Origin of the sequence: Croceicoccus naphthovorans (genome assembly GCF_001028705.1) — a bacterium.
GTDB classification, from domain to species: Bacteria; Pseudomonadota; Alphaproteobacteria; order Sphingomonadales; family Sphingomonadaceae; genus Croceicoccus; species Croceicoccus naphthovorans.
In genome coordinates this window covers 127,501-150,121 of the sequence record NZ_CP011770.1, presented here as the reverse complement: position 1 = coordinate 150,121, position 22,621 = coordinate 127,501, and the positions used below count along the sequence as shown (strand labels likewise).

Annotated in this window: 22 protein-coding genes, 3 tRNA genes and 2 rRNA genes; 6 read left to right on the top strand and 21 right to left on the bottom strand. The window is 59.8% G+C overall.

Annotated features, from left to right (window positions below; translation table 11 throughout):
* Positions 1 to 5: 5 nt before the first annotated feature.
* From AB433_RS00750 to AB433_RS00695, 12 genes are all read right to left on the bottom strand, one after another.
* Positions 6 to 938 (bottom strand): IS5 family transposase, encoded by a 933-nt coding sequence (locus AB433_RS00750; protein ID WP_037486851.1) that lies wholly within the window; start codon positions 936 to 938, stop codon positions 6 to 8.
* Positions 886 to 1,170, bottom strand: a complete 285-nt coding sequence (locus tag AB433_RS19265) for a VOC family protein (protein ID WP_156170630.1) — start codon at positions 1,168 to 1,170, stop codon at positions 886 to 888. Before AB433_RS19265 ends, AB433_RS00750 begins: the two co-directional genes overlap by 53 nt.
* An 11-nt stretch (positions 1,171 to 1,181) precedes the next feature.
* The gene (locus tag AB433_RS00740; RefSeq protein ID WP_047819539.1) at positions 1,182 to 2,639 is read right to left on the bottom strand and encodes an aldehyde dehydrogenase family protein; all 1,458 of its coding nucleotides are present in this window, start codon (positions 2,637 to 2,639) and stop codon (positions 1,182 to 1,184) included.
* A gap of 66 nt (positions 2,640 to 2,705) precedes the next feature.
* Positions 2,706 to 3,584, bottom strand: a complete 879-nt coding sequence (locus AB433_RS00735) for a VOC family protein (RefSeq protein WP_051585687.1) — start codon at positions 3,582 to 3,584, stop codon at positions 2,706 to 2,708.
* 257 nt (positions 3,585 to 3,841) lie between these two features.
* A complete protein-coding gene (locus AB433_RS19260; protein WP_169749283.1) occupies positions 3,842 to 4,639 on the bottom strand; it encodes a TetR/AcrR family transcriptional regulator in 798 nt (265 codons plus the stop codon).
* Between the two features lie 209 nt (positions 4,640 to 4,848).
* On the bottom strand, positions 4,849 to 5,547 hold the full coding sequence (locus AB433_RS00725; RefSeq protein ID WP_245626708.1) for an SDR family NAD(P)-dependent oxidoreductase: 699 nt from the start codon (positions 5,545 to 5,547) through the stop codon (positions 4,849 to 4,851).
* A gap of 159 nt (positions 5,548 to 5,706) precedes the next feature.
* Complete coding sequence (locus AB433_RS19255; RefSeq protein ID WP_053058918.1) at positions 5,707 to 6,153, bottom strand: nuclear transport factor 2 family protein; 447 nt, start codon at positions 6,151 to 6,153, stop codon at positions 5,707 to 5,709.
* A complete protein-coding gene (locus AB433_RS00715) occupies positions 6,150 to 7,130 on the bottom strand; it encodes a dihydrodipicolinate synthase family protein (RefSeq protein WP_047819538.1) in 981 nt (326 codons plus the stop codon). Before AB433_RS00715 ends, AB433_RS19255 begins: the two co-directional genes overlap by 4 nt.
* 38 nt (positions 7,131 to 7,168) lie before the next feature.
* Entirely contained in the window at positions 7,169 to 8,374 is a 1,206-nt protein-coding gene (locus AB433_RS00710) for a Gfo/Idh/MocA family protein (protein WP_047819537.1), read from the bottom strand.
* Positions 8,375 to 8,385: 11 nt separating this feature from the next.
* Positions 8,386 to 9,375, bottom strand: a complete 990-nt coding sequence (locus AB433_RS00705; protein ID WP_047819536.1) for an ABC transporter substrate-binding protein — start codon at positions 9,373 to 9,375, stop codon at positions 8,386 to 8,388.
* A 13-nt stretch (positions 9,376 to 9,388) separates the two neighbouring features.
* Complete coding sequence (locus AB433_RS00700; protein ID WP_047822943.1) at positions 9,389 to 9,910, bottom strand: aromatic-ring-hydroxylating dioxygenase subunit beta; 522 nt, start codon at positions 9,908 to 9,910, stop codon at positions 9,389 to 9,391.
* A gap of 25 nt (positions 9,911 to 9,935) precedes the next feature.
* Positions 9,936 to 11,132, bottom strand: coding sequence for an aromatic ring-hydroxylating dioxygenase subunit alpha (locus tag AB433_RS00695; RefSeq protein ID WP_245626707.1), 1,197 nt, complete (start codon positions 11,130 to 11,132; stop codon positions 9,936 to 9,938).
* On the opposite strand from AB433_RS00695, the gene AB433_RS21145 reads away from it, so the two are divergent.
* Positions 11,025 to 11,324: an ATP-binding protein gene (locus tag AB433_RS21145; protein ID WP_245626739.1), complete on the top strand. Its 300-nt coding sequence runs from the start codon at positions 11,025 to 11,027 to the stop codon at positions 11,322 to 11,324. The two genes, AB433_RS00695 and AB433_RS21145, sit on opposite strands and share 108 nt — an antisense overlap.
* 315 nt (positions 11,325 to 11,639) lie before the next feature.
* Here AB433_RS21145 and AB433_RS00690 read toward each other — a convergent pair whose 3' ends face one another.
* The gene (locus AB433_RS00690; RefSeq protein ID WP_047819535.1) at positions 11,640 to 12,242 is read right to left on the bottom strand and encodes a TetR/AcrR family transcriptional regulator; all 603 of its coding nucleotides are present in this window, start codon (positions 12,240 to 12,242) and stop codon (positions 11,640 to 11,642) included.
* A gap of 162 nt (positions 12,243 to 12,404) precedes the next feature.
* Here AB433_RS00690 and AB433_RS00685 point away from each other — a divergent pair, with 162 nt between their 5' ends.
* From AB433_RS00685 to AB433_RS00675, 3 genes are all read left to right on the top strand, one after another.
* Positions 12,405 to 13,211: an SDR family NAD(P)-dependent oxidoreductase gene (locus AB433_RS00685; RefSeq protein WP_047819534.1), complete on the top strand. Its 807-nt coding sequence runs from the start codon at positions 12,405 to 12,407 to the stop codon at positions 13,209 to 13,211.
* A 68-nt stretch (positions 13,212 to 13,279) separates the two neighbouring features.
* Positions 13,280 to 14,524 carry a dienelactone hydrolase family protein gene (locus AB433_RS00680; RefSeq protein ID WP_218916901.1) on the top strand — a complete coding sequence of 415 codons (1,245 nt, stop codon included), beginning with the start codon at positions 13,280 to 13,282 and terminating at the stop codon, positions 14,522 to 14,524.
* Between the two features lie 128 nt (positions 14,525 to 14,652).
* Positions 14,653 to 15,585, top strand: a complete 933-nt coding sequence (locus AB433_RS00675; RefSeq protein WP_047822938.1) for an IS5 family transposase — start codon at positions 14,653 to 14,655, stop codon at positions 15,583 to 15,585.
* A gap of 5 nt (positions 15,586 to 15,590) precedes the next feature.
* Here the strand turns inward: AB433_RS00675 and AB433_RS00670 are convergent, their stop codons facing one another.
* The 3 genes from AB433_RS00670 to AB433_RS00660 all read right to left on the bottom strand — a co-directional run bounded on the left by AB433_RS00670 (position 15,591) and on the right by AB433_RS00660 (position 16,757).
* Positions 15,591 to 15,875, bottom strand: coding sequence for a hypothetical protein (locus AB433_RS00670; RefSeq protein ID WP_047822936.1), 285 nt, complete (start codon positions 15,873 to 15,875; stop codon positions 15,591 to 15,593).
* 68 nt (positions 15,876 to 15,943) lie between these two features.
* Positions 15,944 to 16,411: a GNAT family N-acetyltransferase gene (locus AB433_RS00665; protein WP_245626542.1), complete on the bottom strand. Its 468-nt coding sequence runs from the start codon at positions 16,409 to 16,411 to the stop codon at positions 15,944 to 15,946.
* A gap of 46 nt (positions 16,412 to 16,457) precedes the next feature.
* Positions 16,458 to 16,757: a type II toxin-antitoxin system TacA family antitoxin gene (locus tag AB433_RS00660; RefSeq protein ID WP_047819531.1), complete on the bottom strand. Its 300-nt coding sequence runs from the start codon at positions 16,755 to 16,757 to the stop codon at positions 16,458 to 16,460.
* A gap of 302 nt (positions 16,758 to 17,059) precedes the next feature.
* Between AB433_RS00660 and AB433_RS00655 the strand changes: the two genes are divergently transcribed.
* Positions 17,060 to 17,251, top strand: a complete 192-nt coding sequence (locus AB433_RS00655) for a hypothetical protein (protein WP_245626541.1) — start codon at positions 17,060 to 17,062, stop codon at positions 17,249 to 17,251.
* A gap of 19 nt (positions 17,252 to 17,270) precedes the next feature.
* Positions 17,271 to 18,923, top strand: coding sequence for a recombinase family protein (locus AB433_RS19770; RefSeq protein WP_082135001.1), 1,653 nt, complete (start codon positions 17,271 to 17,273; stop codon positions 18,921 to 18,923).
* Here the strand turns inward: AB433_RS19770 and AB433_RS00640 are convergent.
* The 5 genes from AB433_RS00640 to AB433_RS00620 all read right to left on the bottom strand — a co-directional run bounded on the left by AB433_RS00640 (position 18,880) and on the right by AB433_RS00620 (position 22,538).
* Positions 18,880 to 18,956: transfer RNA gene (locus AB433_RS00640), tRNA-Met, on the bottom strand. The two genes, AB433_RS19770 and AB433_RS00640, sit on opposite strands and share 44 nt — an antisense overlap.
* Before the next feature lie 114 nt (positions 18,957 to 19,070).
* Positions 19,071 to 19,185, bottom strand: a 5S ribosomal RNA gene (gene rrf, locus AB433_RS00635).
* Between the two features lie 116 nt (positions 19,186 to 19,301).
* Positions 19,302 to 22,092: ribosomal RNA gene (locus AB433_RS00630) — 23S ribosomal RNA — on the bottom strand.
* 275 nt (positions 22,093 to 22,367) lie between these two features.
* A tRNA-Ala gene (locus AB433_RS00625) sits at positions 22,368 to 22,443 on the bottom strand.
* Positions 22,444 to 22,461: 18 nt separating this feature from the next.
* Positions 22,462 to 22,538, bottom strand: a tRNA-Ile gene (locus AB433_RS00620).
* Between the last annotated feature and the right edge of the window lie 83 nt (positions 22,539 to 22,621).

Below are 22,621 nucleotides of genomic sequence, written 5' to 3'. Positions count from 1 at the left end.
TAATATTATACGACGCGGACGGTATTGGGCGTTCCTATTTGTGAGAAGCGATTGAGGATTGCGGCACGGACTTTGAGCTCGGTTATCTGACGCTCAAAGGTGCGCGCTGCGAGGCGGGAGCCCAGCAGCTTGAAGCAGTGCATTTTGGTTTCGACCAGACTGCGGCGATGATAGCCGCTCCACTTCTTCCAGATTGTCCGACCCAGATATTTCATCGCCCGCAGCGTCTCATTGCGGGCATCGACGCCGGGACCGTCCTTTGTCCATGATCGGCCGTTGCGGCGAACCGGGATGATCGGATCGGCGCCGCGTTCGGCAATGGCCGCATGGCAGTCTTTGGTGTCATAGGCACCGTCGCCACCGACGCTGACGATCCGCTCTTCGTCCGGGATCTGCGCCAGCAGGTCCGGCAGGGTCGGCGCATCGCCGGCGGCATTGGTCGTCCCTTCAATCGCCCGGATGTCGAGGGTCCCGGCGTCGATCCCGATATGCACCTTGCGCCACTGGCGACGCCGGGACGCGCCGTGCTTCCTCGTCTTCCACTCGCCTTCGCCCATCATCTTGATACCGGTGCTGTCCACCAGAAGGTGCAGGCCGCCTGAACTGGGGCGTCCGCCCAACTCCACCGGCAAGGTCCGCTGGCGGCGGCACAGTGTCGTATAATCCGGTACGGGCCAGTCCAGACCCGTCATCCTGAGCAGGCTTTGGACCAGCCCCGTCACCTGACGCAAAGGAAGCTGGAACAACCCCTTCAGCGTCAGGCAAAACTCGATCGCCTGAGCGGAAAAGCGCAGCGGACGTCCTGCACGCCCGTCCGGAACCGCAAACCACGCCATCCCAGGATCAAACCAAACCTCCAGCGACCCGCGCCTCTTCAGCGCAGCGTTATACTCGGGCCAGTTGGTCGTGCGATACTTCGTGGGCGTCGGCTTGGGCATCCCGACCATCTACGTCTTCCGATTCCTCAAGGGAATCCATCACTTTGATATGCAACAAAGTCATGTCGATGACATGGACGACGGGATGATCGCCGCGATACAGCCATGCCCCCGGCACGTCGAAGGGCGGGCGCGGGCCGGATCGCATGCCCAGCGCCCGTTCGTAGAAGCGCACGGTTTCATCCAGCTTGCGCGTCAGGATATTATAATGGTCGAGCAGTCCGACATCCATCTCCATGGCTCCTAACGCCGCAAGGCGATATTGTAGACCTTCTGTTCGGTATAGGAGAGCATTTCCTCCAATCCCTCCTCGCGCCCGGTGCCGCTATTCTTATAACCGCCGTAGTTCATCGCGGGATAATGCGGGCCGACCGAATTGATCCAGACGTAGCCGGCGCGCACGCGTCGTGCGGCGCCGAGCGCATCGTCGATATTGTTGGTCCAGATCGACGCGGTAAGCCCCAGATCGACCGCATTGGCGATCTCCAGCGCCTGATCGAAAGTCGACCATTTCATGACGGAGAGAAGCGGACCGAACACTTCCTCATTGGCGATGCGCATGTCCTGGGTCACGTCCCCGAACAATGTCGGACGCACCCAGAAGCCTTTTTCAAAACCCGGACCGGTCGGGCGCTGACCACCGGCAAGCAGCGTTGCGCCTTCGCGCTTCGCCATCTCGATATAGTTCAACACCTTGTCATACTGGACCTTCGAGTTGATCGCCCCCATCTGGCTGGTTTCGTCCATCGGATCGCCGACCCGGATCGCGTTGATCCGTTCGACCAGACCCGCCACCACCTCGTCATAAATGCTCTCGTGAAGGAGCAGCCGGCTGGTCGATCCGCATGACTGACCCTGCCACGAAAAGTTCATGCCGGCGATCGCCGATGCGATGATCGATTGCGGATCGACATCGGGGAACACGATCATCGGGTTCTTGCCGCCCAGTTCCAGCGTCACATGCTTGACCGCCACTTCCGCCGCCATCCGCTGGATCGCCATGCCGGTGCCCGCCGAGCCGATGAACGCGATGCGCTTGACCGCCGGGTGCCGCACCAGCGGCGCGCCCACGCCAGCGCCGGTACCGGTCACGATGTTGAACACGCCGGGCGGCAGCGCTTCCCGTGCGATCTCCGACAGGATCAAAGCCGAAAGCGAGGCGGTTTCGGGCGGCTTCACCACGACCGCATTGCCTGCCATCAGCGCGCCCGCGGTGCGCGCCGTCGCGAACATCACCGGATGGTTAAAGGGCACGATCCGCGCCACGACGCCGTAAGGTTCGCGCACTGTGAAGTGCAGATTGTCCGGGGTAGCGGGGATGGTTTCGCCCTTCAGTTCATAACCAAGCCCCGCATAATAATCGATACTCGCCACGCCATGCTTCACATCGCCTCGCATCGGCGCGATCGTGTTACCGGTGTCGCGCACTTCGACCTCAAGCAGCTCGTCAGCCCGTTCCAGGATCTTGCGGCCGAAATTGCGCATGGCTTCGGCCCGCGCGGCGACGCCCATCGCATTCCATTGTGGCCATGCCCTGTCCGCCGCGTCCACCGCCTTCGCAACGTCGCGATCGTTACCCGCAGGAAAGCGACCGATCACATCTTCCGTCGCAGGGTCAATCGCGTCCATCCACGCGCCACCCTCGCTCTCCACAAGTTCACCGCCGATCAACATGCGGGTGGATTTCGTCAGGCCATTCATAACATTACTCCGTTGCCGCATCGCCATGCGGCCTCATCAAATCAGCAGAGAGGCGGACGCCGGGCGCTATTCGCGAAAGGCCAGCGGGGGGATACCGGCGACCCCCCATATGTCACCCTTATGCTCCGGCCCCCAGATCCGGGCTTCAACCAGATCGTCGACCGGAAATACTTCCATGTCGCCATAATATTCGACGAAATTGCCCGCCGGATCGGCATAATAGCTGAATATATTATTGCCCGGCCCATGCCGTCCGACACCCCAGGCGCAATCCAGCCCCTGATCGCGCAGCCGCCCGAAATTGCGCATCACATTGTCCAGCGACCCCACATCGAAGGCGATATGCTGCACGCCCGTCCGCCCGGTCTTGCTTTTCATCAGCGCCAGCGTGTGATGGTCCGCATTGCAGCGCAGGAAGGACATGCCCGCATGGGTCCGGTCGGTCACCTGAAACCCCAGAAGCCCGTAAAATTGTTCAGCGGCCGGCTGATCGGGCGTCCACAATACGACATGGCCGATGGCGAGCGGGCCGAGAGGATCGATGTCGCCTGACGCGGGAGCCGTATCCCCGGCTGGCACGACCAGCCTCACTTCCCGGCCGTCCGGGTCCGTCACCGCAATGGCCGCCGCGTCGCTGCGCGGCAGCGCATCTCCGGGGACCGACACCCGAAAGCCGGCTGCCGCAAGCCGCGCGGCAAATCCGTCCAGTGCCTCCATCGAAGCGACGGCGAAGGCCAGATGCGCAATCCGCGAAGGCCCCTGCTTCAGCAGGAAATCGTCATGCGCGCAATCGGCCGTGCGAAAGGCGTGATACTCACCATCCTTGCCCGCCGGTCGCAGCTTCCAGGTGTCGCGATAAAAACGCACGGCCTCGGCCATGTCCGGCATTTGCAGGGCGATCCTGTGGATGCCTGCGACACGATCTGAACTGTTGCTGCGCGTCATTATGCCTTCGCTCTCCAAATCCCGAACCGCCGGTTTTCGGCCGGATAGATCATATATTAATTATGAACACGTCCATTTTCGGCCGGGCTTTTGCCCATGTCAAGATCGATCGCTCTTACATAATGAACATGTCCATATTTTCAATAAAATATGGCAGAGACCCTGAATGAGATTCCGCAGCTTTTGCCGCTGCTGTCCCTTGCACGACTACCAGCTGTCAGGCCCGGCGATCCCGGCGCATTCGTACTGACCGCTGATCATCCCCGGCGCGACGGCGGCAACGTGGCCCCTCCCGGAAATATCGCGTCGCGCGGCAAAGCAAGCTGGGGACGAGCGCAGTCCATATGGCAACGGCCGGGCACCCCGCCCGCTTCCCGCCTGTCGCGATAGATCAATCGTCCATTCGGGCTTTTTTCGCCTGACTGCGGGGTCGCCCGGCTGCTGATCGGCCTGGGCTTCAATCCAACGATCTGCAACTTTATCAATCGTCCGAGATAGGCGATGCCCTCGTCGGCCACCGGATCGTCGCCACCGATCCAGAAACGGGCCGTCGCCGAAAAGATAAGGAAGAAATTCTGGGCGATCATCTCGGTCGTTTCGCCGGGATTGATCTCTCCTTTACGGATCGCATCCTCCACCAGCAGTTCAACCTGCCGTGCGACGGCGCGGCGTGTGCGCTGATATTCCTCGCCGTGCATGCCGCCGGAATAATAATTGACCTGAAGAAAGATGCGGGCGAGACGCGGATTGCTGGCCCAGTCACGATAAAAGGGGCTGAAAAAGGCGAGGATACGCTCATCGAGCGGCTGGTCCGCCGCCCTTACCAGATCGATCGCATGTTCCATGATCTCAAGGGTGATTTCGTTGAACACCAGCAGCGTCAGGTCACGCTTGTCCGCAGCATATAGCGACAATGTACCCAGGGCCACATGCGCTTCGTGCGCCACGTCGCGCAAGGTCGTGGCGTCATAGCCACGTTCGGCAAACAGCTTCAGGGCCGCCAGCCTTATGCGCTCCCTTTTCTCAGCCTTGTTTCGCTCCCTCACATGCGTCACGGTCAATCTCCAGTCTAGGCATCCGTAGGTCTTGGAATTCCCCTGTCATATCCATAGTCCCGATACACACATGTGAAAATCCTGCGGATCCAAATGCAATGACCGCGCGACCGGCATAGGTCAATCGGGCACTGATCGCGCGCCCACAGGTGCGGGCGGAGAGTGATTGCCCGCGCCTGACCTGTCCGCCGGACAGGCCGCGCGATCGATCAGCCGGCCAATTCTCCTCCATCGACGGGAATGACGCTGCCGGTCACAAAGCCGGCCATGTTCGACGCGAGGAACTGGACGACACGCGCAACGTCGTCGGGCCGCCCCGATCGTCCCAGCGGCAGGCGGCTGGCAAACATGTTCAACCCGGCGTTCACCTCCTCGCCACGACGGCGCATGGCCGCGACGCCGTCCGTTTCGGTCATCGTCGGGGCGACGCCAACCACGCGAATGCCCTTGTGCCCCAGTTCGACCGCAAGGCTTTTGGTCAGGCCCACCACCGCATGTTTGGACGCCACATAATGAGCAGGGTTCAGGCCGTTGGTGCAATCAAACCCGGCAGTCGACGCCAGATTGATAATCACGCCCCTGTTCTGCTTCATCCGCAACGCCGCCTCACGCGCGCCGAAAAACGTGCCCCGCAGGTTGATGGCGAGCACCGTCCCCCAATCGCTGTCGGTGATTTCGAGCACGCCGCCGGCGGGGAAGATGCCGGCATTGTTCACCCAGATGTCGAGCTGGCCCGTCCGTGCCACAGCCAGATCGGCAAGCGCCGTGATCGAGTCATGGTCGCGCACATCCATGCCGACGCCATGATGCTGGCCGCCGAACTGCGTCAGATCGGTCGCGACCGCCTGCGCTTCGGCCTGATTAAGGTCCCCGATGACCAGCGTCGCGCCCGCTTCCGCAAGACGCAGCGCTATCGCGCGGCCAAGCCCTGCGCCGCCGCCCGTGACAACGGCGGTGCGGCCGGCGAGCGATACCAGTTCGGTCAGGCTTTACCCGGAAAAATCCGTATAGGCCATAACAACTCTCCTTGAAGATGCTCCGCGCTTCCGGCGGATGAACCTGTATGATTATTTGGCTTTGTGGGCTTCGGATTCGAACGACAGGACGATCCGGCGTTCGCGGATGCGCCATACGCCCTCCGCTTCGCGCCGGTAGATGTCATGTGCGTCCGCCAGCGCAATCGGCTCCGCCGGGGTCAGGTCCGGGCCGCTCGACCGGAACAGCATGATGAAGCACACGCCCCTGATCTGATCGGCGCCATCTTCCCAGAATCGGAAATTGGTCGCCACATGGCGGGCACGACGCGTCCGGACCTCAGCCCGGCTGCGACCATAGGCATTGACCGCCTCGCGTCCGATACAGTCCGGCCCGGCACCGATCAGGCAGCCATCTTCCGTGTAGAGATCGCCCAGATTTTCCGACAGATGAAAATCCAGCCGATAGGCATGCTCGGCGATCAGTGCTTCCAGTTCGGCGCGGATAGCGGGATCCTTGACAGGCGTCCCGATGCTCACAGCGCTGTCTCCTTCATTGCAGCCACTTCTTCGCGCAACAGTTTCCAGCGACGGCCACACTCCCGCGACGCTTCGGCATATTCCTCCGGGAACACGTCATAGGGTGGGCGACACGGGCCGGGCACGCTGTAACCGGCCTCGGCGATGCGGGTCTTTTCGACCTGGATATTATAGCTGGCGAACAGCTCGGCATTGCTCAGCATCGGTCCCAACGGCGCATTGGCCCATGCAAGCCGCTCGGCCAGCAACGCCGTGCGACCGGCATCCTGCGCCAGTATTGCGTCGATCAACGCCCTCGACGGTTCGGGGCCCATGGCGGCCGCCGTCGCCCAGCAGGATGTGGTCGCGTCCGGCGCGATCGCCTGAAATTTGGTGACGACCATATCGCTGGGCATGAAATGCACCCGCCCTTCCGTTGCCGCGATATTTTCCGCCAGATTGGTCGGCTGCGATGCCTTCACACTCGTCACGGTCGGCGCCGATCGGGCGACGCGGCCCCAGAAGTCGGTGGGGAAGGAAAAGCGGAATGCGCGGGCATTGGCGTAGATCATGATAGGCAGCCGGGGAAAAGCCGCCGACACCTCCGTATAGAAGCGCACCGCCATGTCGGATGTGCAGGGCTGCCACATCGGCAAGCCCAGCATCGCGCAATCCGCGCCCTGCGCCTGCGCGAAATCGAGCCGTTCGGCCGCCTCATGCCCGCCCATCGCGGTCGCGCCGACGACGAGCGGCACCCGCCCCGCCACCGTACTGATCGCGCAATCGACAAAGGCGCGATAATCTGCGGCGGAGAGCGTCGCACATTCGCCGGTCGTGCCCAACATGATGAGGCCGCTGACGCCGTCCGAGATCAACTGGTTCAGCAATCGTTCCGTCTCGTCGAGATCGACGGTGTTTTTCGCAGTCAGCGCCTGCGCACCTGCTTTGGCGGGCGTGTGAATGATGCCGTAAAGGCCCCTGAAATCTGTCGCCTGCATGGCCGTCTCCTAAAATTATGTCAGTCCCCCGCCATTTTTCAGTCCCGCACGGGCACCTGATGGGAGAGGAATATCTCGCGGCTTTCCTGCGCGGATCGCAGGATCGCCTGGCACACTTCCATCGTCGCCCGGCCCCATGCCCCGTCATGGATCACCGGACGGACCCCAGTGAAGGCATCGTACATTTCATCGATGACCCCGCATTTGTCAGGAAAGGCGCGAGGGGGATCGATCGGAATCTCGCGCCGCCCCTCCTTGCCGTACAGCAGCACGCCGCGGGCGGACTGGCGCAGATCGCCGTCCGGGCCACTAACGATGGTGATACCGAAATGCGGCTGGTTCCATTCCGCCTGCGGGGGCGTGGCCAGCTTGCGATCGCCGCCAAAGCCGCCCGCCGCCTTCAGGTCGATCTCCGCCTGCGTATCGCTGATCCGGGCCAATGCGATGCGGGACGCGCCCTGCCGACCGGGCGCCCTGGGTTCGCCCAGTTCCCCCACCCATTCGTGAAATTCGTCCGTGTCGAAATAATCATAGGCGCTGTAGGCGAGCGACGCCGCAGCCCCGTCTTCAAATTGCAGGAAAGTCGTATGCGCGCCCTCTGTCGGCCGTTCCGGGTCCAGCGTCCACACCATCGAACGCACCGAACGCACCATGCCGCCGCCCAGTAACCGCACGATATCGACCTGATGCGGCACCTGATTATAGATGATGCCGCCGCCGTCCTGCGTCCGCAATTCTTCCGGTCGACGGGGACGGTATAGGAAATTGCCATAGGTCCAGTTGTTGATCATGGACACCGGGCCGATGGCCCCGGCCCGGATCATGGCGCGCATCTTCATGATCGGCGCGTTGAAACCATGCGTGTGCCCGACGACCAGATGCACATTGTTGGCGGCCGCCACATCGATGATGTCGCCACATTCCTCCAGCGTCAGCGCCATCGGTTTTTCGATGATGACATGCTTGCCCGCCAGCGCCGCCTGCGTCGCATGATCCCTGTGCATCTGGTGCGGGGTCGCGACATAGACGACATCGACGTCGGGGGAGGCACACAGGTCCGCCGCCTGGGCAAAGGACCGCCCGCCCAGTTCCTTTTCAAAAGCCGCCCGCGCCTCGGCGCGTGGATCGGCCGCTGCCGTTATCGTGACATGGGGGTGGCTGGTGAAACTGGGCAGCATCTGCTTGGCCGCGCCGCCAAGGCCGATGATGCCCAGTCGCATGACGGGATGCCCTGTGGAGGTCATGACGATCCGTCCTACAGCTTGATCTGACCAGCGGCGTGGATCGCCTCGGCGAACAGTTCATCGACCGCAACGCGTCGCTGGGCGATCCCCTGATCGTGCAGGAACCCGCACAGCGCGTCGATCGTCGTCCGGTTCTTCTCCACGCCATAGGGCCAGAAATCGTCGCCGAAGACCTCACGGATCGACTGCACATACTGGCCGATCCACGGCAACGATATGGGCAGCGGTTCGTCGATATTCAGCTCGGCCATGCAGTTCGCCTTGCTCTTTTCGAACGCATCGAGGAGGCTGACGGCGATCCACGGGTTTTTCTCATAGACATCCTTGCGGATGACGACCGTGTGCATGATCGGGAAAATGCCGGTCTTACGAAAATAATCTCGTTCGACACCGGGCACATCGGCGAACAGATAAGCGATACGATCATCACCCTGCCGCAGCGAGGGCGGCGTCTGCGGCGCGATCAGCGCATCGATCTCGCCGGTCAGCAGCATGTCGTTCAGCCCGCGCGTGTCCTCATGCTCGATGCTGACGCCGGGGATCGACGTTTCGACCAGCGGCCGACGCCCCGGACCCTGCAAGCCGCCGGTGACCCAGCGTATCTGCGCGGGGTCGACGCCATATTCCTGCATCAGCGCACCGCGCGCCCAGACGGCGGCGGTCATCGCATATTCGGGCACGCCCACTCGCTTGCCCTTCAGGTCCTCAGGCGTCGCGATCCCGGCGGCGCGGTTCACATAGATATTGCCGTGACGAAAGGCGCGCGAGGGAAAAACCGGGATCGCGACAAACGGCAACGCGCGCTGAGCGGCCTTGATCACATAGGTGGAGAAGGACATTTCTCCGCAATCGAATTCACCGCGCAGCATGCGGTTGAACGCCTGCACCGGCGACATGGGAATGAAATGCAGGTCGATACCTTCGGGTGCGACCACACCGTGGTAGAGGTCACGTACCCGATCGGACAAATGCCCGGCATAGCTGAGGGAAAGCTTGGCCAATTGCCCTGCTCCTTTACAAAAAGATCGAAAGGGATTCCAGGCCGAGCACTGCCGTATCCAACACCGCGACCCGCTTGACGAGGCTCACCGCGCCGTCGCTTACCCGCAGACTGTCGAACCGTTCGGCAGTCAGGATATGCGGATGCGGCGCATCGCCCCGGTGGCAGAAGATCGCAACATTGCTGCGCACCGCGACCCGTGCGCCATCATCCGACCATCCGCCAAAGCGGATATTGCCGACCATCCGCCGCGTGCGGGTGGCCGGGCTTTCCGACCAGGCATAGCGCGACCCCAGCCGCTTCACCCGCATCTCGATCGAGGGATAATCCTCTTCCAGATAAAAGGCCGTTTTGCTGATGCCGTCACCATCCCAATTCTCACGGGACGTGCGCACCGGCGCGGTATAGTCAATCTCCGGATCGATCATGCCCAGCCAGTCGCCGAACCGGCGATCATCGAGATACTCGGCCTCCTGCAACAGGAAAGCCGTGCAGGCCCGCTCGGTATCGAGATCGACGGACTTATGGTTTTGCATAGTTCCCACCGGGTTGCGTCGCGCTTCAGTGGTCATGATGGTCGAGTTCGAGCTTGGAGTTGGTCATTCGCTCGTACCATGTGTGGTGAAAGGTCCGCAGACCGCCCTCCCCCGCATTGGTCGAGTTGGCGACGCCGGGGCCGACCCAGTCCCTGATCGGTTCGGACGAACTCATGTCGCCAAGCCCCATCTGGTAATTGAAGCGCATATTATTGATTTCAGCGAATATGGTGGCTGCCGTACGGGCAACACTGGGCCATACTGCGACATCATCCTGCTCGAAACTGCCCGACGGACTAAAGCTGCTCATCCCCACCTGATAGGCGCGGCGCTTATATTCCGGCGATGCTTCCACAGGCGCGAGAATCCAGTTCCAGATTTCCATCTGGTTCGGCCCCTTCGGCTGCCAGACCCGCAGCGTAAGGAACCCGGCATGGGGCTTTTGCGGACTGTCGCTCAAGCCGATGTGGAGGAAGGAAAAATTGGGAAACAACGTGCCGTTCTGCAAAAGCGACCGCTCGGCCAGGTCGAACTGATCCTGATTGAGCCGCCCCGGTTTGAAATGCTGCGTCACTTCGGGCGGATAGGATATGAACGGCGCCTCGCCCGGCAATTGCCGGATACTGATGGCATGACCGCTGCAATCATGGATGTGCAGACCAGTCCCTTCCTTGGGCGCGCCGGCCGACACCGGATCGATAATCCCCGTTTCCAGCACCGATTTGTGCGTCATCTGGGTATGCGAGCTGTCGCCGCAGAAATTCTCCGCGCCCTGCTTCCAGTTGGCATCGACGATCCAGCGATGCGGTTCGCCCAGAACCTCCATCCCGCCTTCCGACAAGGCGAACTGGATATCGAAATACCATTTGTAGTCGCCCATATACGCCTCGAACGACACGGCATCCGGGTCCAGATTGGCAAAAACCAGTCCCATATAGCTTTCGACATGCGGCGCGGAAAACAGCCCCCATTCCTTGAAATCCAGGGCGGCATAGCCCTGAGTACGCACCGGCACGCCCAGCAGGTCTCCACTGTTGCGGTAGGACCAGCCGTGAAAGGGACATACGAACGCCTTGCTATTCCCCGCCTGCACCCGGCAAACTTGGGCGCCGCGATGGCGACAGGCATTGAGCAGCACCTGAATCCTGCCCTTGTCATCACGCACCATGATGAAGGGGTCTTCCCCGATATTGCGCGTGACAAAATCTCCGCGGTTGGGAATCTCCGTTTCGTGACCAATGAAGACCCAGGACTTCGCAAAAATTCGGCGCAATTCCAGGTCATGGATCGCCCGGTTGTTAAACAGGCGAGCAGAGAAAAGCCCCTTTTTCAGGTCATCTCCCATATCTGCCAGCAGATCCCGAACAGACCCATCGTTATCGGTCAACCTGTTAAACTCCTGATCAATATTTAAACATACTGCTGGAATCAGCCATTCCCAGCCCTACGCCGGACCATCCAGCCACGAGGATCATTCCCGCACAGTAAATAACTTGGACATCCTCTCCGCTACCAGCAGCACATTCAAAGGTGCGTTCGTAGTACCCGTACCTGCTTCTAAATGGACATGTCCATAAATATCTCGCTTGTCAAGGGCGAAGGCATATTCACCTGTCAACCAGGCGCACGCGCGACAAATCCTCGGTCCCGGGCAGTGCCGTTCCTCATCGACAGACCGTTCAAGCCCATGGTCCCGTGACCGGGGCGGAGGCAGTCCGGCCTGAAGGCGCTACTGGAGTATCGCTCGCATCAGGTGGCGGAAGGCAAGTTTCAAGCGCGCCTTGTCGCCTTCGGGATTTGCCACCGTCCGCATCATCAGGCCTTCGAGCACAAGGACGAGCATTTCGACCCTGCATTCCAGTTCTTCAGGCCGTTCGGGCGGGAAATAAGGTTCCAGCAGGACACGAGCATTATGCCGCAGGCGATAGTCCTGATCGGCCACGATGCTGTTGATCTGTTCGCTACGCCCCGATTCGGCGAACACATCCATGACGTATCGCGCCTGGACCGGATCGACCAGCCAATCGAAATCATCGAGCGCCGTATCGACGACCGCATCCGTATCCATCTTCGTATGAACGGCAAGGCGGGGCGTATGACTGATATAGTCTGCGAATTTACGTTCGCACAGGGTGAGGATGATGTCCTCTTTATTGTCGAAATGACGATAGACATGTCCCACGCTCATGCCCGCCTCCGCCGCGATGCGATTTACGCTGGCGGCGTGAAACCCCTCCCGCTGAAAACACTGCTCGGCAGCCGCAAGCACCTGTTCGCGGCGCATCTGCGTGCGCTTCTGTTGCCTGGCGAGGGCTTCCGGATTTTTCGTCATGACCGATTTTCACTCTTACCTCGACGGATCTCAGCGTTGCTATCTTGACGCGGCATAACACGCAAATTAGGCTTTGAAATAAGGAGTGAGCAATCACTCTTTTTATTTCTAAGCCTGGATCGGCACCGAAAGCCGGCGGCAAATCATGCTAGGAGAGCGGATATGAGTAGCAGCATGAATGGAAAAGTCTGCGTCGTGACCGGCGCTGCCCAGGGCATTGGCCGTGGCTGCGCGATCGAACTGGCCAAGGCGGGCGGCCGGATCGTCGTTAGCGATCGCAACCCCGACGGTGGGCAGAAAACCGTATCGGAAATTCGGGATCTGGGCGGCGATGCCACGTTCATCGCCTGCGACGTGCGCAACAAGGCCGAGATCGAGGCATTGATGCAGCGTGCGGCAGATCATTTCGGTGGCATAGACGTGCTGCACAACAATGCCGGTACGCACGAAACCGATCTGGCCCAGAAAACCGCTGTGCATGAAATGGACGACGACATCTGGGACCTCGTCTACGAAGTCAATCTGCGGTCCATCTGGTATGCTGTGCGCGCCGCTCTGCCCTGGCTGCGCGATTCCAAGGGCGCGTCGATCATCAACACCGCATCAATGGCCTCTTTCACGGCCATGCCGGCATCGCCCGCCTATTGCGCGACCAAGGGCGGCGTATTGATGCTGACCAAGGCGATGGCGGTCGATCTGGCGCAGTTCGGCATCCGGGTCAATTGCATCAATCCCGGCACGATCAAGACGCCTCTGCTCGACAAATATTTCGACATCATCGAAGATCCGCAAGTCCGCGCCGCCGCGCTCAAGGGCTTTACCGGAGGTAACCTGATCCCGCGCATGGGAACGCCCGAAGAGATTGGCAAGCTCGTCTGCTACCTCGCGTCCGATGACTCCTCCTTCACCACCGGCGCATCACACATGATCGATGGGGGCATGACCATCTGGCGTGGCTCGGTCGACTGAACGGGCGGAGATGAGGGGCTGGGTGGCCTTTATGTTGATCCACCGCGAACGCCAAGGGAGTATGAGTGATGGGTAATCTGGTTGAAATCACTGCGGCCGATGGCGGCCGCTTCAACGCCTATGTCGCGATGCCGGAAGGCGGCAGCGGGCCGGGCCTTGTCCTGCTGCAGGAAGCGTTCGGCGTGACGCAGTTCATGCGCGACATGGCTGATCGTTTCGCAAGCGACGGCTATGTCGTCACTGTGCCAGATCTTTACTGGCGGATCGAAGCCGGGGTCGAACTGACCGACGCGCAATTCGACCGTGCGATGGACATATACCGGCAGTTCGACCTGAATCTGGCCATCGACGATATAAAGGCGACGATCGGCGCTCTGCGCGCGATGCCGGAACAGCGTGGCGGCGTGGGCGCCGTGGGTTTTTGCCTGGGCGGTCGACTGGCCGCGATGGCGGCCGCCCGCACTGACATCGACTGCGCCGTGGCTTATTATGGCGTCGGCATCACCGATCATCTGGCAGAACTGGAACAGGTCAAAATTCCGCTGGGCTTCCACTTCGGCACGGACGACCAGCATTGCGCGGCCGACATCGCATCGATCGCCGCGCTGGTGGAACGGCACGATCATATGTCGCTATGGATGTATAACGGCGCCGACCATGGCTTTGCCAACCCGCATCGCGGCTTCTTCTCCCCCACGGCGGAAGAACTGGCCTACATCCGCACCCTTGCGATCATCCGCGCCGCGATCGGCCCGAAATTCGATCTGGAGGGCATGTGGGAACAGCATATGTACCATGAATTCGTGACCAAGGATGCCCATGCCGTTCTGGATACGATGGTCGAGGATCCCTATGTCAACATCACCTCTACGGTGATGGGCGGCGTCGGCCATGACATGCTGCTGCGGTTCTACAAATATCATTTCTGCGACGTGCACCCGGCCGACACGCGGATCATTCCGATTTCACGCACCGTCGGTGTCAACCGCGTGGTGGACGAAATGATCATGTGCTTCACCCACGACACGGAAATATCGTGGATGCTGCCAGACATCGAGCCGACCGGACGCTATATCGAAGTGCCGATGATCGTCGTCGTATCGTTCCGGGGCGGCAAGATCTATAACGAGCATATCTATTTCGATCAGGCGTCGGTGCTGGTGCAGGCGGGACTGCTCGATCCGGCGAACCTGCCTGTCGGCGGTATCGACGTGTCCCGCAAATTGCAGGACAAGACCGTGATGCCCAACCGATTGATGAAAAAATGGTCCACCAGCGAAGGGCTGCCGCTCGATAAATATCCATCCGCATGACTGTGGATCGGTGTCGAAGCGAGAGTCCGTTGAATTTCTTCGATGCCGCTGTATTGCAACGAGAAAGGCTTTGTTGCATATCAAAGTGATGGATTCCCTTGAGGAATCGGAAGACGTAGATGGTCGGGATGCCCAAGCCGACGCCCACGAAGTATCGCACGACCAACTGGCCCGAGTATAACGCTGCGCTGAAGAGGCGCGGGTCGCTGGAGGTTTGGTTTGATCCTGGGATGGCGTGGTTTGCGGTTCCGGACGGGCGTGCAGGACGTCCGCTGCGCTTTTCCGCTCAGGCGATCGAGTTTTGCCTGACGCTGAAGGGGTTGTTCCAGCTTCCTTTGCGTCAGGTGACGGGGCTGGTCCAAAGCCTGCTCAGGATGACGGGTCTGGACTGGCCCGTACCGGATTATACGACACTGTGCCGCCGCCAGCGGACCTTGCCGGTGGAGTTGGGCGGACGCCCCAGTTCAGGCGGCCTGCACCTTCTGGTGGACAGCACCGGTATCAAGATGATGGGCGAAGGCGAGTGGAAGACGAGGAAGCACGGCGCGTCCCGGCGTCGCCAGTGGCGCAAGGTGCATATCGGGATCGACGCCGGGACCCTCGACATCCGGGCGATTGAAGGGACGACCAATGCCGCCGGCGATGCGCCGACCCTGCCGGACCTGCTGGCGCAGATCCCGGACGAAGAGCGGATCGTCAACGTCGGTGGCGACGGTGCCTATGACACCAAAGACTGCCATGCGGCCATTGCCGAACGCGGCGCCGATCCGATCATCCCGGTTCGCCGCAACGGCCGATCATGGACAAAGGACGGTCCCGGCGTCGATGCCCGCAATGAGACGCTGCGGGCGATGAAATATCTGGGTCGGACAATCTGGAAGAAGTGGAGCGGCTATCATCGCCGCAGTCTGGTCGAAACCAAAATGCACTGCTTCAAGCTGCTGGGCTCCCGCCTCGCAGCGCGCACCTTTGAGCGTCAGATAACCGAGCTCAAAGTCCGTGCCGCAATCCTCAATCGCTTCTCACAAATAGGAACGCCCAATACCGTCCGCGTCGTATAATATTATCAAGTAATCATAGGTTTAAGGCATTCCAACGTTATGCAACAAAGCCGTTCCGGGGTGTCATAGCCCTCCATGCGCAGCTTTTCCCCGTCAATCCAGATCGTGTCACCATCGACGAGGCAATATTCGTCGGCGGTGCGAGCCTGTCCGGGAACGCACTTCGCAATCTGCGGCCGAGGCTGAGCCTTGGCAGGTTCCGGCAGGCCGCCGACCGCCCAAAATAGGGCGAGGGAAAGCACGAACATCTGCCAGTGGAATGTGGACAATGGCGGAAGACGAATTTGCATGGGCGGATCTGATCTACTGCAATCTGGGTGAAGGGGCGGATCGCTACGATTGGAGGCCAGCCAAGCTTTCAACTTCCAGCCTCACCGAGCGACGCCGCGATGTCGCTGATCGACCGGAGCAGAACCAGGGGATCATCCCTGGACGGCTCGAAGCCTCGCCGCCTCCAGAATTCGGCGGCTTCACCATCGACGGCATTGACCAGCAAGGCCCGTCCGCCGATCAGCGAAGCGGCCTGAACGCAGCGCTGGAGGGCATGCTTCACAAGACCGGTCCCGACGCCCAGCCCTGCCCATCCAGTGTCGGTCGCGAGCTGGCCGAGCAGCATACAGGGGACCGGGTTGGGCGGCTGCCCCGTCCTGATCGAGCGCGGCAGAACCGAAGGCACCACACCGGTAGGCGCAAGGCCGTAGTAGCCGACCACGCGCCGGGCCTCATGAACGACGAGAACGGCTGTGAAGCCCTTCTGCTGATTGGAGAGGGCGCGCGTCTTCAGCCAGTGGTCAAGAGTCGGCTTGCCACAGGAGAACTCGGACACATCGTGTTCGGCGGAGAGCGGTTCAGGACCAGAAAGGAGCAAGAGCTTACCGCTTCGCCACGTAGCCGGGCTCCCATGGCGCGGGCCGCTTCAGGACTTCTACTATCTCCGGAACCGGAGCGGCCGGACGCGCCAGCACATCCATGAACTGGGCGAAGCCTTCCGGGCTCATCCGAATCAGCCCCTGCTCCATGACGACCTCCTCGGCCGCGCGCACGGCGGCGTCGCGCACGAAATCGGTGCGCGAGCGGCCGCGCAGGCTGGCGGCGCGGTCGATCATTGCGACATCCGCCTCGGGCAGGCGCATCGAGATCGGATATTCCTTGCGTTCGGCGGTCGTGGCCATGGCGAATCTCCTTGGTCGGCACATAGTGCCTTGTATCGCGAATTACAATACGCTAGGATTACATCAACAGTCAATGACCTTATGAGGAGGGGCGACGAGGCCAATGATGACCGGGCCAGCGAGGGATTCCGATAGGTTATTTTGCTACGCCATGGCTCGCCGGGACACGCTGGGCTACGCTACAGCCCGCTCACCCGCGCCAATTGTCGCCGAATATTCGCCATCAATTTCCGTTGCTTATGCTTCCTCCGGGGCGAATGCTGTAAGTTATGACCTTGCGAGCCCCAGGAAACACAGCAAAGATGACAGGAGGAGAGCGCGAAGCGCTGCTCGAATCCTTGCTGCTGGACGAGCCGGAGCTGGCGTTTACGCCGCGCGGCGCTCCAGACCCGCGCCTTCTGCGTCTGGTCGGCATCCTGGCGAGGCAGGCGGCGCAGGAGTGCTATGCAGAGGAAGTGAAGATGTCACGGCAAAGGAGGAAGCGCTCCTCCTGATACGGATGGGAGCCACATTTTGAACGTCGCGATCTACGCCCGCTATTCTTCCGACAATCAACGCGACGCTTCCATCGCCGACCAGTTCCGCATGTGCCGCCTCCATGCCGAAAAGCAGGGCTGGCATATCGTCGAGGAATATTCGGACCACGCGATCTCCGGCGCCTCGCTGATCCGGCCGGGCATTCAGGCGCTCATGGCCGATGCCATGGGTGGCCGCTTCGACCTGATCCTAGCCGAGGCGATGGACCGCCTCTCCCGCGACCAGGAAGACATCGCGGGCATTTTCAAGCGCATGTCCTATGCTGACGTGAAGATGTTCACCCTGTCGGAAGGCGAAGTGACGCATCTGCATGTTGGCCTCAAGGGCACGATGAATGCGCTGTTCCTGAAGGATCTGGCCGACAAGACTCGGCGCGGGCAACGTGGCCGCGTCGAGGCGGGCAAATCGGGTGGCGGCAATGCCTATGGCTACGATGTGGTCAAGAAGTTCGATGCGAACGGCGAGCCGATCCGCGGCGACCGCACCATCAACGAGTTCCAGGCCGAGGTCGTCCGGCGCATCTTCCGCGACTATGCCGCAGGCAAGTCGGCCAAGACCATCGCTTTCGCCCTGAACAAGGAAGGCATTCCCGCTCCGTCAGGCGGCGACTGGGGTTTCAGCACGATCAACGGCAACCCGAAGCGCGGCAACGGCATCCTCAACAACGAGATGTATGTCGGCAAGATCGTCTGGAACCGCCAGCGCTTCGTCAAGGATCCGAACACCGGCAAGCGGCAGGCCCGCCCCAACCCGGAAGAGGAATGGGTCATCCAGGAAACGCCGGAGCTGCGCATCCTCGATGACGATCTCTGGAACGCGGTGAAGGCGCGGCAGGAGAAGAACAAGATCGCGCGTAAGGAGAACGGCGAGGCCGATCTCTCCCGGATCAATACCCGCCGCCGCCCCAAATACCTCTTCTCGGGACTGACCAAATGTTCCTGCTGTGGCGGTGGATATTCCGCGATCTCGGCGACGCTGATCGGATGTGCGACGGCCCGCAACAAGGGGACATGCGACAACCGGGTCAACATCCGCCGCGACGAGTTGGAATCGCGCGTGCTGAACGCGCTGCGTACCAAACTCGTCGATCCGGAGCTCTTCGCCCATTTCTGTGAAGTCTTCACGCAGGAGATGAACCGGCTGCGCATGGAAGGTCGCGCCGAAATCGCGTCGGCTGAGGCGGAGATTGCGAAGATCGATCGGGAACTTGAGACGCTACTCAATCTGATTCTGAAGGGTGGGGCGGCTGACGCGCTCAACGCGAAGATGGTGATGATTGAGAAACGCAAGAAGGAACTTGAACTGTTCCTGGCCGAAGCCGACGAACCGCCACCGCTGCTGCACCCAAGTATGGCACTGCAATACCGCAAGCGGGTCCAACAGCTTTACGACGCCCTGCAGGACGAAGACGAGGGGAAGCGGATCGAGGCCGCAGACACGCTACGCTCGCTCGTGGATCAGATCGTGCTAACCCCGGTCGACGGCAAGGTGGAGATCGACGTTCAGGGCGATCTTGCTGGAATCCTTACGATTTCCACGCAAAGCAAAAACCCCGCAGCGGGTGCTACGGGGTCGCAAGTAAAGATGGTTGCGGGGGTTGGATTTGAACCAACGACCTTCAGGTTATGAGCCTGACGAGCTACCGGACTGCTCCACCCCGCGTCACCGATAAGGGTCATCTGGCAATGCAGAGACCAAAAAGCCGCCGCGCGGTAGAACCGGCAGCGGCTTTTGAATGTCAAAGTGAATGGGTCTCGCGCTCACGCCTGCTGCAATGCCTGGCGGCGTCCTACTCTTCCAACGCTTAAGCGTTAGTACCATCGGCGCTGTTTGGTTTCACGTCCGAGTTCGAGATGGGATCGGGTGGGTCACAAACGCTATGGCCACCAAGCAATGAAGCAGGCGTGTCGCGGATTTTAATCGATGCACTTGTAGTGATGTGGGTGATCTGGCTGCGATGACCGTCCGGTCAACAACAGCACAAGACTGTCGTTGATGGTGGGATTCATCAAGCGCGATCAGAACTATTAGGACCGGTTAGCTCCATACATTACTGCACTTCCACACCCGGCCTATCAACGTCGTGGTCTACGACGGTTCGAAGATACCTAATCTTAAGGGAGGCTTCCCGCTTAGATGCTTTCAGCGGTTATCCCGTCCGTGCATAGCTACCCTGCGGCACCCTTGGCAGGATGACAGGTACACCAGAGGCACGTTCACCCCGGTCCTCTCGTACTAGGGGCAACTCCTTTCAAGTATCGACGCCCACGGCAGATAGGGACCAAACTGTCTCGCGACGTTCTGAACCCAGCTCACGTACCACTTTAATTGGCGAACAGCCAAACCCTTGGGACCTGCTCCAGCCCCAGGATGTGATGAGCCGACATCGAGGTGCCAAACGATTCCGTCGATATGAGCTCTTGGGAATCATCAGCCTGTTATCCCCGGCGTACCTTTTATCCGTTGAGCGATGGCCCTTCCACGAGGGACCACCGGATCACTATGACCGACTTTCGTCTCTGCTCGACCTGTCGGTCTCGCAGTCAGGCAGGCTTATGCCATTGCACTCTTGCAGCCGGTTTCCAACCGGCCTGAGCCTACCATCGCGCGCCTCCGTTACTCTTTAGGAGGCGACCGCCCCAGTCAAACTACCCGCCACAGAGGGTCCCAACACCGGCTAACGGTGCGTGGTTAGACATCAGAAAACAGCAGGGTGGTATTTCACCTATGGCTCCACGAGAACTGGCGCTCTCGCTTCAAAGCCTCCCACCTATGCTACACAACTCTTTCCTAATGCCACTCTGAAGCTGCAGTAAAGGTGCACGGGGTCTTTCCGTCTAACCGCGGGTACTCCGCATCTTCACGGAGAATTCAATTTCGCTGAGCATATCCTGGAGACAGTGGGGAAGTCGTTACGCCATTCGTGCAGGTCGGAACTTACCCGACAAGGAATTTCGCTACCTTAGGACCGTTATAGTTACGGCCGCCGTTTACTGGGGCTTCAATTCGGAGCTTGCACTCCTCCTCTTAACCTTCCAGCACCGGGCAGGCGTCAGACCCTATACGTCGTCTTGAAGCCGACTTAGCAGAGTCCTGTGTTTTTGCTAAACAGTCGCTACCCCCTGGCCTGTGCCCCCCCTGACTGCTTGCGCAGAAAGAGGGCCTCCTTCTTCCGAAGGTACGGAGGCAATTTGCCGAGTTCCTTCAGGATACTTCTCTCAAGCGCCTTGGTATACTCTACCTGACCACCTGTGTCGGTTTCGGGTACGGTCTATATGAAGAGGCTATTTCCTGGAACTACTTGGCAGCCCAACCAATCCAATAAGGTTGAACTACTTCCGCAATCCGTCACACATCTTCAGGCCCACGAATATTAACGTGGTTCCCATCGACTACCCCCTTCGGGCTCGTCTTAGGGGCCGGCTCACCCTACGCTGATTAGCATTGCGTAGGAACCCTTGGTCTTTCGGCGACAGGGCATCTCACCCTGTTTGTCGCTACTCATGTCAGCATTCGCACTTCCGATACGTCCACCGTCGGTTACCCTTCGGCTTCACTCGCTTACGGAACGCTCCGCTACCGCTCATAGTAAACTATGAACCCTAAGCTTCGGTGCATCACTTTAGCCCCGATACATCTTCGCCGCAGGAACCCTTATTTAGACCAGTGAGCTGTTACGCTTTCTTTAAAGGATGGCTGCTTCTAAGCCAACCTCCTGGTTGTTTTGGGATTCCCACATGCTTTCCCACTTAGTGATGACTTGGGGACCTTAGCTGTAGGTTAGGGCTGTTTCCCTTTTGACGACGGACCTTAGCACCCGCCGTCTGTCTGCCGGACTAGACTCGATGGTATTCGGAGTTTGGTTAGGTTTGGTAGATCTCGCGACCCCCTAGCCCATCCAGTGCTCTACCCCCATCGGCAATCATCCGACGCTCTACCTCAATAGATTTCGCGGAGAACCAGCTATTTCCCGGCTTGATTGGCCTTTCACCCCTAAACACAACTCATCCGAGCATTTTTCAACATGCAACGGTTCGATCCTCCAGTGCGTGTTACCGCACCTTCAATCTGGTCATGCCTAGATCGCCGGGTTTCGGGTCTAATTCATCATACTCTGTCGCCCTATTCAGACTCGCTTTCGCTGCGCCTACACCTAACGGCTTAAGCTTGCATGATAAATTAAGTCACTGACCCATTATGCAAGAGGTACGCTGTCACTCCCTATGGAGCTCCAACTGCTTGTAAGCATTCGGTTTCAGGTACTGTTTCACTCCCCTAATCGGGGTGCTTTTCACCTTTCCCTCACGGTACTGGTTCGCTATCGGTCACATACGAGTATTTAGGCTTGGAGGGTGGTCCCCCCATGTTCAGACAGGATTTCACGTGTCCCGCCCTACTCAAGTCCTTCATCATCACTTTCGCATACGGGGCTGTCACCCACTACGGCCACTCTTTCCAAAGTGTTTTGCTAGTTGAAATGAAGGCACTGGCCTGGTCCGCGTTCGCTCGCCACTACTAACGGAATCTCGGTTGATGTCTTTTCCTCCGGGTACTGAGATGTTTCAGTTCCCCGGGTTCGCTTCACCAAAGCTATGTATTCGCCTCGGTGATACCTTATCCACCTCACTCAAACTGCGGCGAACCGCAGATCGAGAGAAATGGTGAAGGTGGGTTTCCCCATTCGGAAATCGCCGGATCAAAGTTTGCTCACAACTCCCCGACGCTTATCGCAGCGTGCCACGTCCTTCATCGCCTGTATGTGCCAAGGCATCCACCAAATGCTCTTACCTCACGCTTGAGAATCCACACCATCAACGACAGGCCTGCATAAAAGCCTGGTTGTTAACTAGGTGCGGACGATAATCTCAGCCAGATATTACATCTGTTGTGTGTCATGAACGTTATTCAGCCATATAGACCGAACACCGTCATGCCACGGCATCGATTAAAAAACCCATTCACAATGTCAAAGATGCGGCCAGATGCCGCGTACCGAGTCCAGATTGCTCTGGAACCGGAATTCCGTTTCTTCATCCCTGGAGTGCTTGGTTCGCTTGTTAAAGCGTATCAGGCTGGTGGAGCCTATCGGGATCGAACCGATGACCCCCTGCTTGCAAAGCAGGTGCTCTCCCAGCTGAGCTAAGGCCCCTTAAGCCTGATATGGAAATGGTGGGCCTGAGAGGATTTGAACCTCTGACCTCACCCTTATCAGGGGTGCGCTCTAACCAACTGAGCTACAGGCCCATTTCCGCACCCGGCTGGCCATAATGGCCGCGGGCGGCGTGAGCCAGCTCAGGCAGTACAGCATCTTCGCGATGCTGATCTCC

Coding starts and splice junctions, on each gene's coding strand:
- AB433_RS00660 (WP_047819531.1), bottom strand. CDS start 16,757: ATGGCCACGACCGCCGAACGCAAGGAATATCCGATCTCGATGCGCCTG.
- AB433_RS00750 (WP_037486851.1), bottom strand. CDS start 938: ATGCCCAAGCCGACGCCCACGAAGTATCGCACGACCAACTGGCCCGAG.
- AB433_RS00740 (WP_047819539.1), bottom strand. CDS start 2,639: ATGAATGGCCTGACGAAATCCACCCGCATGTTGATCGGCGGTGAACTT.
- AB433_RS00710 (WP_047819537.1), bottom strand. CDS start 8,374: ATGACCTCCACAGGGCATCCCGTCATGCGACTGGGCATCATCGGCCTT.
- AB433_RS00680 (WP_218916901.1), top strand. CDS start 13,280: ATGGGTAATCTGGTTGAAATCACTGCGGCCGATGGCGGCCGCTTCAAC.
- AB433_RS00675 (WP_047822938.1), top strand. CDS start 14,653: ATGCCCAAGCCGACGCCCACGAAGTATCGCACGACCAACTGGCCCGAG.
- AB433_RS00700 (WP_047822943.1), bottom strand. CDS start 9,910: ATGCAAAACCATAAGTCCGTCGATCTCGATACCGAGCGGGCCTGCACG.
- AB433_RS19265 (WP_156170630.1), bottom strand. CDS start 1,170: ATGGATGTCGGACTGCTCGACCATTATAATATCCTGACGCGCAAGCTG.
- AB433_RS00690 (WP_047819535.1), bottom strand. CDS start 12,242: ATGACGAAAAATCCGGAAGCCCTCGCCAGGCAACAGAAGCGCACGCAG.
- AB433_RS00685 (WP_047819534.1), top strand. CDS start 12,405: ATGAGTAGCAGCATGAATGGAAAAGTCTGCGTCGTGACCGGCGCTGCC.
- AB433_RS00670 (WP_047822936.1), bottom strand. CDS start 15,875: ATGCAAATTCGTCTTCCGCCATTGTCCACATTCCACTGGCAGATGTTC.
- AB433_RS00735 (WP_051585687.1), bottom strand. CDS start 3,584: ATGACGCGCAGCAACAGTTCAGATCGTGTCGCAGGCATCCACAGGATC.
- AB433_RS00715 (WP_047819538.1), bottom strand. CDS start 7,130: ATGCAGGCGACAGATTTCAGGGGCCTTTACGGCATCATTCACACGCCC.
- AB433_RS00655 (WP_245626541.1), top strand. CDS start 17,060: ATGACAGGAGGAGAGCGCGAAGCGCTGCTCGAATCCTTGCTGCTGGAC.
- AB433_RS21145 (WP_245626739.1), top strand. CDS start 11,025: ATGGCGACAGGCATTGAGCAGCACCTGAATCCTGCCCTTGTCATCACG.